This is a genomic window from Amycolatopsis rifamycinica (genome assembly GCF_000695625.1).
In the GTDB taxonomy this organism is placed as follows: domain Bacteria; phylum Actinomycetota; class Actinomycetes; order Mycobacteriales; family Pseudonocardiaceae; genus Amycolatopsis; species Amycolatopsis rifamycinica.
This window is the reverse complement of sequence record NZ_JMQI01000039.1, coordinates 16,647-28,321: the sequence shown is the minus strand read 5'-3', so window position 1 is coordinate 28,321 and position 11,675 is coordinate 16,647. Positions and strand designations below refer to the sequence as shown.

The following is an 11,675-nucleotide window of genomic DNA, read 5'->3' as shown; positions in this document are numbered from 1 at the left end:
TTTCCTTTCGAGATCCGGTGGGCTATTCCGCGATCTTCGTGCGGTGCGACCACCGGAAGACCGCGATTTCGCCGCCGTCGGCGGCCTGGAACTCGCCGCCGTGCACGAAATGCTCGTAACCGGCCCCGTGGCGGATCTTGAGCGTGTTCTCCAGTGCGGCAGCGTCGATGCTGCGGTTCGTCAGCGCCAGTTCGGCCGGTCCACCGCTCAACGCGATTTTCACCTGCGTGACACTCATCGCGGCCTCCACCTATTTCGGGGATTTCCCAGCACAGAACAGTCTTTTCATTCTCGATTCAGGCTAGGCGAGCCACCGGAAGGCGACATCCCTCACTCTGGTAGAGCCTTTCGCGCGGCCACTCCGCGCAGCGAAAAGGGGCTTCCTCCTGCAGTGCAGGAGGAAGCCCCATCGCTGCGGAGCTCAGTCGATCGGCAGGTCGACGGGCTGCCCGGTGTGCGCGGATTCGTAGGCCGCCTGGACGATCCGGAACGTCCGCAGGGCGGCCCGGCCGTCCGGCCCGGGCCCGGCGCCGTCAGCCAGGAAGTCCTTGAGCATCAACGCATTCAGGTCTTCGCCACCGAGCTCCGGCCGATCACCGTCGAGCAGCCGCGGACCCGCGTCGTACTGCACGCTCGCCTGGTCCCCGATGAAGGTGACGACCGGCAGGCCCGTCCCCGACGGACGGCGGCGACAGTCGAACGAGGCCACTTTCCCGCCGCGGTACCGGACGGTGAGCACCGCCCCGCTTTCCCCGATCCGTCCACTGAGGACGGTGTTGGCCTGTGCGTACACCTGCTGCGCGGGCTCGCCGCCGAGGACCGCGTCCGCCAGGTCGAGCAGGTACGGCGCGGCGGCGCCCAGCACCCCGTCCGCGCTCGTGGTCAGCGAGCCGAGGACGGTCGTCAGCTCGCCGATGCCGCCGTCGGCGATTCCCTGGCGTATCACGGCGAACGCCTTGCCGTGGCAGGCCGGCGAAGCGAAGGTGAGCCGGTCCCCGCCGGCGTCGACCATGGCTTTCAGGTCGGTCTCCTTGGCCGCGGACGGGTATTCGCACAGCACGCGCGCCCCCGCCTCGGCCGCCCGCCGGACCGGCTCGACCGCGTCCCAGCGTTCCGCGGCGACGACTTCGACGCCCGGCAGGCCCCGCAGCGCTCCGGCGTGGACCTCGGGCGTGGACGACAGAACGGCGACCTTCACGCGGCACCCCTCACCGGGAGTTCGACGGCCCGCCCGGTCCACGCGGACTCGGCGGCGGCGTGGATGATCCGGACGGCGGCCAGCGCGTCCTTCGCCCCGATGCGCGGCTCCGGCCCGCCCGCGAACGCCGTGGCGAACTCCCGCATTTCGGTGGCGAACACCGAAGGCCCGCCGTAGGCGAAGTTCTCGGCCACGCCGTCGACGACCCGGACCTCTTGGGGCCACTCGGAGTCGTAGCTCACCGTCCCCCCGGTCCCCGACACGTGGAAGGCCACTCGCACGGGCGGCCGCGGCGTCGCCGTCCACCGGCTCACGACCTGGCTGATCGCGCCACTGGCGTGGGTGAGCACGGCGGTCCCGGTGGCGACGGCCCCCTCGGGCGCCGGGGTGGCGATGTCGCCCTGGTAGACGGCGTGCACGCGGACGACGTCCCCGAAGACCCAGTGGGCGAGGTCGGCCCCGTGCAGCAGCTGGTCGGTGAGGATGCCGCCCGAGCGCGCCGAGGCGGTCCCGGTCCACGGCCGCGGGTGGTAGGCGGAGAAGGAGAACCGGCCGATCGCGCCCTCGCCCAGCTTCCCGCCGTCGACCAGCTCGTGGAGCCGGGCGTACGGCGCGGCGAACCGCACGTCGTGGGCGGCGTAGAGCCGCACGCCCGCCGTTTCGGCGGCCGCGACGATCTCTTCGGCCTCTTCGGCACTGGCGGCCAGGGGCTTCTCGCACACGACGCCCGCGCCGGCGGCGATGGCGGTCATCGCGATCCGGTGGTGGCTCGCGGTCGGTGTGCAGATGTCGACGGCGTCAGCGCCGTCGAGCGCCTCTTCCAGCGATCCGGCGGACTTCGCGCCGAACTCGCGGGCCAGCTCGGCGCTCCGGCCGTCGTCGGAGTACACCCGCACGGCGGCACCGGCGCCGAGCCACGCTTCCAGGTGCAGCCGGGCGATGAGCCCCGCACCGATCAGGGCCACCTCGAGCTGCCGCAACGTCTTCACGTACCGAGACTCGCCCACACTCCCCGGTGGGAGCCATAACCAACGTGGGTAGTTCGAAGAGCGCTACTTCGTCGGCGACGGGGAAGCCGGTGCCGACGAGGGGGCCGGCGCCGCGGCCGGGACCTTCGGCGCGTTGTAGGTGTCCATGTCGGTGATCTTCCACTTGTCGCCCTGCAGCTGGGCGTTCAGGTGGAGCTGGGCCGTGCCCGCCGTCGTCTTCTTCGTGTCCGTGCGGGTCGAGGTCTGGTCGACGAAGACCATCACCTTGGCCAGGTCGTCGTTGAGCATGATCACCGCCGCGCGCGTCACCTTGCACGTGACGATCATCTTCTGCTGCGGCGCCAGCCGTTTCACCTCGCCCATCAGCGAGTTGTACTTGTTCTTGACGTCGTCGTTGGCGAGCAGGTCGTTCGCCGCGTCCTCGGTCTTCTTGATGTTGTTGAAGTCGTAGGAGAACAGCGCCTCCGCCGCCTTCGACACCGCGTCCTTGACCTGCGCGGTCTTCGCGACGTCCAGCAGGGCCGTGTTGCTCGTCGCCGAGGAGACCTTGACCTCCTCGGCCTTGAACCAGAACGCCAGGCCGCCCAGGATCAGCGCGACCAGCACCAGCGCCCCCGCCACCAGGTACGGCCTCGGCACCTTCGAGCCCGCGGGCTTCGCCGGCTCGTCCGCGGTGACCGGAACCTCGGATTCCTCCGTCGGCTTCGCGATGCCGGCGTCCCGCTGCTTCCGCCGGGGCGCCGGCCGCGGGGCAGCTTCCTCCTCCGCCGACGGCTCGCCGGTGAGCGCGTCGACCTGGGGCTCCTCGGTTTCGACCGCCGCGAAGACCTGCGTGTCCTCGGCCGGGGAGGTGTCGAGCTGCCCGCTGGTGGACTCGACCGGCTCGGCGGCCGGCCGGGGCTCCGGGCGCGGCGCCGGACGAGGACGCGGGCGCGGCTTCGCGGGCAGCTCACCGGTCCGCTCGGCGGCGGACTCGTCCGTCGAAGGCTTGCGCAGCCCGGCCACGCGGGGACGCCGCGACGGCGTCGGAGTGCTGCGAGGCGGCTGGCGGCGGGAGGGGGGCACTACGGGGCTCCTTCTGGGTGACGCTACTGGCCGGCCGCGACGAGCGGGACGCTGTCGATGCCGGACAGCTTCCATTCATCGCCCACCCGGGTCATCGAGACTTCGAGGCGCAGCGGTTTCGCGCTGCTCTTGTCCCCCTGGGTGACGGTGGTGGCGATGGCGGCGAGGAAGCTGGCCTTGCCTTCGTGGTCGTCCAGCTCCTCGACGGCGATGTCCTGGACGTCGGTGGTGACCTTCGTCTTGGCGTCGGAGAGCGCCTTGCGGAACGTCGGTGCCGACTGGTCGATCTGCTGCGCCATCTTTTCGTCCGACACGGCCTTCTGCCGGGCGAAGAAGCCGTCGAGGTCGGTGTAGTCGACCTCGGTGTAGGCCTTCAGCGCGTTGGTGCCCGCCTTGACCACGGCCTCGCGCGACGCCGCCAGACCGGCGTTGTCGTCGTTCGCGGCCACCCACCACTGGATGCCGAAGATCGCCGCGGCGATCAGGGCGGCCAGCGCCAGCGCCCCGGCGCCGAGCACCAGGATCCGCGAGGGGTCCTTCGACGGCGTCGGGGAGGATTCCTCCTCCACTGCCGTGGCGGCCGGCTGGTCCGTGCTCATGACACTCCAGAGTAGGTAACGGTCATCAAATCCACGTCAGGACAGGCCGAGCAGCGAGCCCAGGCTGTTCAGGCTGACGCCGGGGCTGCCGACGATGCCCGGGACGCCCCGGGTGTTCCGCTCCTCGGCCAGCTCTTCGGCCGGCCGGTTCGCGTTGGCCGCGACGTCGCTGTCCGACGGCGCGACCGGCACCCCGCCGTACGGCGCGTTCTGCGCCCCGCGGACGTTGATCGGGCTGCCCTTCGGTTCGGCACAGTACGCGTCTTCCTTCGCCGGCCGCGCGGAAAGGTCGTTCCCGGTGCGGAACTGCGAGTACGGGATGTACCCCTTCGTGCAGGCCGGCGGGTTGAACAGGTTGAGCACCAGGCCGAGGTGCGCGGTGCCGTCACCCGGCGCCACGCTGCTGACCGCGCCGGCCAGCGCCGGGTAGGTGACCAGGCCCTGCTCGATCCCGTCGAGGCGGGTCACGGTCAGGTTGGCCGTGGTGAGCAGGTTCGCGGTCAACGCGCCGAGGCCGGGGCCGGACTCGGCCAGCACCTGGCTGATCTGCGTCGCCACCTGCGGGGTGATGCCGATGAGCTTGCGCAGATCACCGTCGGAGTTCTTCAGCGTGCCGGTGAGCTCGTTGAGGCTCTTGCTGAACGAGGCGAAGTTCGCCGCTTCGGCGTTCTGCGTGTCCAGCACCTGGCCGCCGGCGTCCAGCAGCTGGATCGTCTGGGGCAGGTACTGCTGCGCGGTCGTGGTGAAGCTGCGCGCGGTGTCCAGCAGCTTCTGCAGGTCGCCGCCGGTGCCGCGGAAGGCGTCGTAGGACTCGTCGACGACGGTGCGCAGCGAGTCGACCGGGACCGACGCGGCGAGCGAGTCGAGGTCGCCGATCAGCCGGTCGGTGCTGACCGGGGTGGTCGTCTTGGTCGCCGGGATGACCGAGCCGGCCGCCAGGTACGGGCCCTGGTCGGCCTTGGGCCGCAGGTCGACGTACTGCTCGCCGACCGCCGACCGGTTGGCGACGACGGCGTCGAGGTCCGCGGGCACCTTCGGGGCCGACGGGTCGATGTTCAGGTCGGCTTCGAGCCCGGTCGGGGTCAGCCGCATCTCGCCGACCCGGCCGATGTTGTAGCCGCGGTAGGTGACTTCGGCGTTCGTGAAGATGCCGCCCGACTCGTTGAGCTGCAGCTTCACCGTGTAGCCGTCGTTGCCGAACACGGTGCCGAGCCCGGCGAACCGGACCAGCGCGTAGACGATCGCGACGACGGAGATCACCACGAAGGCGACCAGCTGGATTTTCGTCCGGCGGAGCAGCATCAGCCCGCACCTCCCGACAGGAGCCCGAAGAGGTTGCCCAGGCCCGGCTTCGACGGCCCCTGGGTGGCGGCCCCGGGGATCGGCAGCGGCGGCGGCTGGTTGGCCGGCGTGCCCTGGACCCCGCCGGTCAGGCCGGCCAGCGGCAGCTGCCCGGCGAGGGCGTTCTGCCGGCTGTTGCCCAGGTTGTCGACGATCGTCTTCAGGTTCAGGTCCACCTTCGCGTACAGGTTGAAGTAGTCGCCCTTGACGCCGTTGATCGCCTGGTCGCTGAACGGGAACGTCAGCAGGAGCTCCAGGGCCTTCGGCAGGTCGTTGCCGGCCTCGCCGAGCTTCCGCAGCGTCGGCGTCAGCGCCTTGAGGTCGGCGACGAGGTCCTTCTGCGACTTGTTCACCGTGTCGGTGGCGACGCCGGAGAGGTTGTCCAGGGCCTGCAGCATGGTGACCAGCTGGCCGCGCTGCTGCTCCAGCACGCCGAGCCCGGGCCCGAGGTTGTCGACCGCGCCGACCAGCTTGTCCTTCTGGTCGTTGAGGGTCGAGGAGAGCCGGTTCAGCCCGTCGATGGCCCGGGTGATGTTCTTCGACTGCTTGTCGAGGTTCGTGACCAGCTGGTTCGCGTTGTCCAGCAGGGCCTTGATGTCGGGCTCGCGGCCGGACGTGGCGTTGTTGAGCTCCTTGGTGATGGTGTTGAGCTGGTCGACACCGCCGCCGTTGAGCAGCAGGGACAGCGCGCCGAGCAGCTCTTCGACCTCGACGCTGCGGTTCGTGCGGGCCAGCGGGATGGTCGCGTTGTCGGCGAGCTTCCCGTGGGCCTGGTCGTCGCCGGGCGAGGCCAGCTCGACGTACTTCTCCCCGAGCAGGCTGGACTGCTTGACGTTGGCGATCGCGTTGGCCGGCAGCTTGACGTCGCCGTTGACCTTCAGCGTCACCAGCGCGTGCCAGCCGTCCTTGGTCAGCCCGACGTTCTCGACCCGGCCGATCGGCACCTCGTCGACCTTCACCCCGGCCTGCGGGGTCAGGTCGAGCACGTCCCGGAACTCGACGTTCACCGTGTACGGGTGGTCGCCGAGGTCGGCGCCCCCGGGCAGCGGCAGGTCGTAGATGCCCTTGAAGGCACAGCCGGACAGCGTCAGCGCGGACGCTGTCGCGAGCACGCCCGCGGTCACGAGCTTCTTCACTGGCCACCTCCGTAGAGCTGCCCGGCGATGGGCAGGGGCAGCGGCGGCAGCTGGCCGGACTGCAGGGCCTGCACGGTCTGCGCCACGGACGGCAGCGGGATCACCTTGTCGACCACGCCGGCGATGCGCTCGCAGGCGTCGCCGAGCACGTCCGGGATGCCCTTGGTGCCGACCTGCTTGAGCAGCCGGCAGATCATCACCAGCGGCGGCTGGGTCAGCTCGTTGAGGTTCGGCCGGGCGTCGAGCGTGCCCGCCGCGCCGTTGTAGGTGTTGACCAGGTTGCTCAGGCCGACCGGGGCGACGTCGAGGATCTCGGCCAGCGAGCTGCGCTGGTCGACGAGCACCTTCGTGATGCCGGCCAGCTTGTCCACATTGGACTTGAGCCGGTCGTGGTTGGCGTCGATGAACGCCTGCACCGCGGTGAGCGTCGTGCCCAGCTGCCGCACGGTCGCGGCCAGGTTGTCCTTTTCGGACGCCAGGTAGCCGCTGACGTCGGCGAGCCGGCTTTCGAACGTGCGGACCTGCTGGTCGGAGTCGGCCAGCGTCTGCGAGAACTTGCCGAGGTTCTCGATGGTGGAGAACAGGTCGTCCTTGTTGCCGGACAGCGTTCCGGCCGCCTGGCCGAGCTTGGTGATCGTGTCGTGCAGGGCCTGGCCGTTGCCGTCGACGTTGGCCGCCGCGGTGTTCAGCAGGTTCGACAGCGAGCCGGACTTGTTGGCGCCGTTCGGGCCGAGGGTCTCGCTGACCCGGGCCAGGCTGGCCGCCAGCTGGTCGACCTCCAGCGGCACTTCGGTGCGGTCGAGGCCGATGACCGCGCCGTCGGAGATCCGCGGGCCGCCGGTGTAGGCCGGGGCGAGCTGGACGTACCGGTCCGACACCAGCGACGGCGCCACGATGAGCGCCTTCGCGTCGGCCGGGACGGCGACCGAGCGGTCGTACTCGAACTCGACCTTCACCTGGTTGCCCATGGGCTGGATCTTGGTGACCGTGCCCATGTCGACGCCGAGCATCCGCACGCTGTTGCCCTCGTACAGGCCGACAGCGCCGGCGAAGTACGCGGTCAGGTGGTTGCGGCCGGCGTCCTTGAGGGTCCACCAGATCCCGCCGGCGACGACGAGCGCGAGCACGATCGCGATGGTGAAGCCCCTGGTCAGGGCCATCCCGAAGCGGGTGTCACTCATTTCGTGTAGCACCCCTCTTCGTTGATCGGGCCGAACGACGGCAGCACCAGGCCGCAGATGTAGTTGTCGAACCAGCGCCCGTTGCCGATGGTGTTGGTGAAGACGCGGATGAAGGGCGCGAACTTCTGGAGCCCCTCGGCCAGGGAGTCCTGGTTGCGCTGCAGCATCGACGTCAGCTGGTCGAGCTGGGTCAGCACCGGGTCGAGCTGCTTGTCGTTGTCGTCGATCAGGCCCTGCAGCTGGGTGGCGAGCTCGCGGGAGCCGTTGAGCAGCGCGGTGATCGCGTCCTCGCGCTTGGCCAGCTCGGCGAGCAGGTCGTTGCCGTCGTCGAGCAGCTTCTGCACCTCGGCGTCGCGGTCGACCAGCGTCTGCGACACCTCGCGGGTGTTGGCGAGCAGGTTCGACAGCTGCTGGTCGCGCGAGGCGATCGTGTCCGACAGCTTCGACAGCCCGGACAGCGCGCCCCGCACGTCCTCCGGGGTGTTGGCGAAGGTCTGCGAGATCGTGTCGAAGCTCTGCGCCAGCTGCTTCGTGTCGATGTTGTCGACCGTCTGGGACAGCCCGCGGAAGGCGTCGAGCACGTCGTACGGCGCCATCGTGCGGTCCCGCGGGATGCCGGTGCCCGGGTTCAGCGCGTTCTCGCCCTGCGGGTCCAGCGACAGGTACTTCTGCCCGAGCAGCGTCTTGATCTTGATCGCGGCGCTGGTCCGGTCGCCCAGCCACGCGTCCTTGACCTTGAACGACACCTTCACCGAGGCGCCGTCGAGCTCGATGTCGCTGACCTTGCCGACCTTGACGCCGGCGATCCGGACGTCGTTGTCCTTCTGCAGCCCGGAGGCCTCGCTGAACTCGGCGCTGTAGGTGGTGCCGCCCCCGATCACCGGCAGGTCGTCGGAGTTGAGCGCGGCGGTGAAACCGAGCGCCAGCACGACGATCCCGACCAGCGCGATCGGCACGGGGTTGCGGCTCTGGAAGGACTTCATCCCTGGCACCTCGCCCGGTTCGCCGGAATCAGGGGCAGGGCGACGTCGTTGATCAGCGGCGGCAAGCTCACGCTCCCGGAGAACTCACAGGCGTAGAAGTTGAACCAGGAGCCGTAGTCCGCGGTGCGGGTCAGCGTGCTCACCTTGGTCGGCAGGAACTGGATGAAGTGCTCCAGCTCCGGCTCGTTCTTGTTCAGCGCGCTGGTGAGGTCGCCGAGCGCGTCGATGTCGTTCTTCAGCGGCTCGCGGACCTCGCCCAGCAGCCCGGACGTCGTCTGGGCCAGGTTGCCCAGGCTCTCGATCGCGTCGCCGATCGGCTTGCGGTCGGCGGCCAGGCCGGACACCAACTGCTGCAGCTTGACGATCAGGTCGTTGAGCTGCGGGGTGTGCGCGTTGACCGTGTCGAGCACCGAGTTGAGGTTGTCGATGACCTCGCCGATCACCTGGTCCTTGTCGGCGATCGTGGTGGCCAGCGACGCCGTGTGCGACAGCAGGCTCTCCACGGTGCCGCCCTCGCCCTGCAGGACCTGGATGACCTCGTAGGACAGCTTGTTGACGTCCTCGGGGTTGAGCGCGGTGAACAGCGGCTTGAAGCCGTTGAACAGCTCGGTCAGGTCCAGCGCCGGCGTGGTCCGCTCCAGCGGGATGGTGCCGCCGGGCGGCAGGGTCTTGCCGGAGCTGTCGTCGCCCTCGCCGAGGGAGACGTACCGCTGGCCGACCAGGTTGCGGAACTTGATCTGCGCGGTCACCCCGGCCGGCAACGTCCGCCCGGCGTCCACTTCGAACTCGACCTCGGCTTGGCGCTTGTCGACGATGTGCACGTCCTTGACCTGCCCGACCCGGACGCCGGCGATGCGGACGTCGTCGTTGGGCAGCAGCAGCGTCGCGTCGGTGAAGCGCGCCTTGTAGCCGTTGGTGCTGGTGGTGTTGATGTTGGCGATGCTGATCCCGAGGATCGTCGTGAACAGCACGGTGACGACCACGAAGATGCCGAGCTTGATCAGCGGCGCGAGCAGGCCCCTCACTTGACCGTCACCTCCGCGCCCCGGTACAGCGGGCCGACGAGCAGCGAGCTCCAGCCCGGGACGTCGGCGGCGGTCATGCCCAGCTGCGGGCCGAGCAGGTCGGCGAGGAAGCCCTGTTCCGCCGTCGAGTACGCCAGATCGCCGCCGCTGCCGCCGTTGCCGGCCGCGTCGGCCTTGAACTTGGCCGGGTTGAGGCCTTCACCGGCGCTCTTCGGCGCGGCCTGGTGCAGCGTGCCGTCCTTGAACGCGCCGTCCGGCGGCTCGGACGGGAACGGCTTCGGGATGTCCTTGATGTCGTAGCAGCGCGGGCCGCGCTTGTCGTCGAACCGCGGCTCTTCCTTGCCCGCCTGGTAGGGCGCGCGCGGCACGATGATCTCGATGGTGGCGTGCAGGCCGGGCTGGTTGGTGCCCTTGCCCAGCGCCTGGTCGATCAGCGGCACGTTCTTCGCCATCTGGGAGATCACGCAGGGGTACTCCGGCGCGTACTTCGCCAGCAGCTCGGCCGTCGGCCGGGCGGTGTCGACGAGGGAGATGATGTTGTCCTTGTTGTTCTGCAGGAACGTCTGCAGGTCCACCGAAGCCTGGGTCAGGCTGCCGTAGAGGTTCGACAGGTTCTGCCGCTCGTCGACCACGGTCCGGGTCGTCGTGCTCAGGTTGTCGAGGCTCTGCACCAGGTCCGGGGCCGCGTCCTTCAGGTGGTCGGAGAACTCCGCGAGCGCCTTCAGGTTGTGCTGCAGTTCCGGCTCGTGCGGGTTCAGCTCGCCGATGTAGGTGCCCAGCTGCGAGAGCGTGTCGCCGAGCTGGTCGCCGCGGCCCTGCAGCGCCGTCGAGATCGCGGTGAGCGTCGCCGAAAGCTTCTGCGGCTGGACCGCCTGCAGCACCGGCATCAGGTGGGAGAACGCCTGCTCCAGCTCGACCGCGTTCGACGTGCGGTCCTGCGGGATGACGTCCCCGTTGGAAAGCGTCTTCGCCGACGGGTCCTTCGGGATCTCCAGCGAGACGAACCGCTCGCCGAAGAGCGTCTTGGGCAGGAACCGCGCCGAGACGTTCTCCGGGATGAGCTTCGCGGACTCCGGCTGGAGCGCCAGGGTCAGCTCGGCGCCCTTGTCGGTGGCGACGATGTCCTGGACGGACCCGACGATCAGCCCGCGCACCTTGACGTCGGACTGCTTGATCAGCTGGTTGCCGATCTTGTCGGCCTGGAGCTTGACCGTGACGACCGGCGTGAACGCCTTGTCGTAGAGCGCGATGGACAGCGCCACCCCGCCGACCATCACGGCGATGAGCAGCAGGCCGAGCAGCCTGCGTCGGAGCGTCCTCATCCCGCGATCCTTACCGTGACGTCGGTTCCCCAGATGGCGAACCCGATGAAGAAGTTCATGATCGACACCGTGACGATGGACAGCCGCACGGCCTTGCCGACCGCGACGCCGACACCGGCCGGGCCGCCGGTGGCCCGGTACCCGAAGTAGCAGTGCGACAGGATGATCAGGACGCTGAACAGCAGCACCTTGATGAACGAATAGAGCACGTCCTGCGGTGGCAGGAAGAGGTCGAAGTAGTGGTCGTAGGTACCCGCCGACTGGCCGTAGATGTAGATGACGACCAGTCTCGACGCGAGGTACGAGCTCAGCAGGCCGATGATGTAGAGCGGGATGACCGCGACGAACCCGGCGATGATCCGGGTCGTGACCAGGTACGGCAGGCTCGGGACACCCATGACTTCCAGGGCGTCGATCTCCTCGGAGATCCGCATCGCACCCAGCTGGGCGGTGAACCCGGCGCCGACCGTGGCACTGAGGGCGAGCCCGGCAACCAGCGGCGCGATCTCGCGGGTGTTGAAGAACGCCGTCAGGAAGCCGGTGAAGGCCGACGTCCCGATCGAGTTCAGCGCCGAGTAGCCCTGGAGACCGACGAGGACACCGGTGAACAGGGTCAGGCCGACCATCACGCCGACCGTGCCGCCGATGACGGCCAGCGAGCCGGAGCCGAAGCTCACCTCGGCCAGCAGCCGGAGGACCTCTTTGGTGTAGCGGCGAATGGTCCGCGGCGTCCACAGCAGCGCCCGGCCGTAGAACGACATCTGGTCACCGAGGGTGTCCAGCGTCTGGAGAGGACGGTTCGCGACGCCCTTGGCACGTGTAAGGAACGTCATGGC

The 11,675-nt window shown here is 69.3% G+C and carries 12 protein-coding genes; all 12 read right to left on the bottom strand.

The genetic code is table 11. The features are described from left to right. Positions 1 to 22: 22 nt before the first annotated feature. Positions 23 to 238 carry a DUF5988 family protein gene (locus DV20_RS18220; protein WP_043781799.1) on the bottom strand — a complete coding sequence of 72 codons (216 nt, stop codon included), beginning with the start codon at positions 236 to 238 and terminating at the stop codon, positions 23 to 25. A 183-nt stretch (positions 239 to 421) separates the two neighbouring features. Continuing rightward, the gene (locus DV20_RS18215) at positions 422 to 1,198 is read right to left on the bottom strand and encodes a Gfo/Idh/MocA family protein (protein ID WP_043781797.1); all 777 of its coding nucleotides are present in this window, start codon (positions 1,196 to 1,198) and stop codon (positions 422 to 424) included. Beyond that, positions 1,195 to 2,187 carry a Gfo/Idh/MocA family protein gene (locus DV20_RS18210; protein WP_235190870.1) on the bottom strand — a complete coding sequence of 331 codons (993 nt, stop codon included), beginning with the start codon at positions 2,185 to 2,187 and terminating at the stop codon, positions 1,195 to 1,197. The genes DV20_RS18215 and DV20_RS18210 overlap by 4 nt, the downstream gene beginning before the upstream one ends. 63 nt (positions 2,188 to 2,250) lie before the next feature. After that, positions 2,251 to 3,192 (bottom strand): hypothetical protein, encoded by a 942-nt coding sequence (locus tag DV20_RS18205; RefSeq protein WP_043781796.1) that lies wholly within the window; start codon positions 3,190 to 3,192, stop codon positions 2,251 to 2,253. A gap of 83 nt (positions 3,193 to 3,275) precedes the next feature. Further along, a complete protein-coding gene (locus DV20_RS18200; protein ID WP_043781794.1) occupies positions 3,276 to 3,851 on the bottom strand; it encodes a hypothetical protein in 576 nt (191 codons plus the stop codon). Between the two features lie 36 nt (positions 3,852 to 3,887). Then, complete coding sequence (locus tag DV20_RS18195; RefSeq protein ID WP_043781793.1) at positions 3,888 to 5,153, bottom strand: MCE family protein; 1,266 nt, start codon at positions 5,151 to 5,153, stop codon at positions 3,888 to 3,890. Then, on the bottom strand, positions 5,153 to 6,328 hold the full coding sequence (locus tag DV20_RS18190; protein WP_043781790.1) for an MCE family protein: 1,176 nt from the start codon (positions 6,326 to 6,328) through the stop codon (positions 5,153 to 5,155). Before DV20_RS18190 ends, DV20_RS18195 begins: the two co-directional genes overlap by 1 nt. Continuing rightward, on the bottom strand, positions 6,325 to 7,509 hold the full coding sequence (locus DV20_RS18185; RefSeq protein ID WP_043781788.1) for an MCE family protein: 1,185 nt from the start codon (positions 7,507 to 7,509) through the stop codon (positions 6,325 to 6,327). Before DV20_RS18185 ends, DV20_RS18190 begins: the two co-directional genes overlap by 4 nt. Continuing rightward, on the bottom strand, positions 7,506 to 8,492 hold the full coding sequence (locus DV20_RS18180; protein ID WP_043781786.1) for an MCE family protein: 987 nt from the start codon (positions 8,490 to 8,492) through the stop codon (positions 7,506 to 7,508). The genes DV20_RS18185 and DV20_RS18180 overlap by 4 nt, the downstream gene beginning before the upstream one ends. Further along, complete coding sequence (locus DV20_RS18175) at positions 8,489 to 9,517, bottom strand: MCE family protein (RefSeq protein WP_043781784.1); 1,029 nt, start codon at positions 9,515 to 9,517, stop codon at positions 8,489 to 8,491. The genes DV20_RS18180 and DV20_RS18175 overlap by 4 nt, the downstream gene beginning before the upstream one ends. Continuing rightward, positions 9,514 to 10,839: an MCE family protein gene (locus DV20_RS18170; RefSeq protein WP_043781783.1), complete on the bottom strand. Its 1,326-nt coding sequence runs from the start codon at positions 10,837 to 10,839 to the stop codon at positions 9,514 to 9,516. The genes DV20_RS18175 and DV20_RS18170 overlap by 4 nt, the downstream gene beginning before the upstream one ends. Further along, positions 10,836 to 11,672: an MlaE family ABC transporter permease gene (locus DV20_RS18165; protein WP_043781780.1), complete on the bottom strand. Its 837-nt coding sequence runs from the start codon at positions 11,670 to 11,672 to the stop codon at positions 10,836 to 10,838. Before DV20_RS18165 ends, DV20_RS18170 begins: the two co-directional genes overlap by 4 nt. Positions 11,673 to 11,675 lie beyond the last annotated feature (3 nt).

Coding starts and splice junctions, on each gene's coding strand:
- DV20_RS18220 (WP_043781799.1), bottom strand. CDS start 238: ATGAGTGTCACGCAGGTGAAAATCGCGTTGAGCGGTGGACCGGCCGAA.
- DV20_RS18200 (WP_043781794.1), bottom strand. CDS start 3,851: ATGAGCACGGACCAGCCGGCCGCCACGGCAGTGGAGGAGGAATCCTCC.
- DV20_RS18195 (WP_043781793.1), bottom strand. CDS start 5,153: ATGCTGCTCCGCCGGACGAAAATCCAGCTGGTCGCCTTCGTGGTGATC.
- DV20_RS18185 (WP_043781788.1), bottom strand. CDS start 7,509: ATGAGTGACACCCGCTTCGGGATGGCCCTGACCAGGGGCTTCACCATC.
- DV20_RS18180 (WP_043781786.1), bottom strand. CDS start 8,492: ATGAAGTCCTTCCAGAGCCGCAACCCCGTGCCGATCGCGCTGGTCGGG.
- DV20_RS18170 (WP_043781783.1), bottom strand. CDS start 10,839: ATGAGGACGCTCCGACGCAGGCTGCTCGGCCTGCTGCTCATCGCCGTG.
- DV20_RS18165 (WP_043781780.1), bottom strand. CDS start 11,672: ATGACGTTCCTTACACGTGCCAAGGGCGTCGCGAACCGTCCTCTCCAG.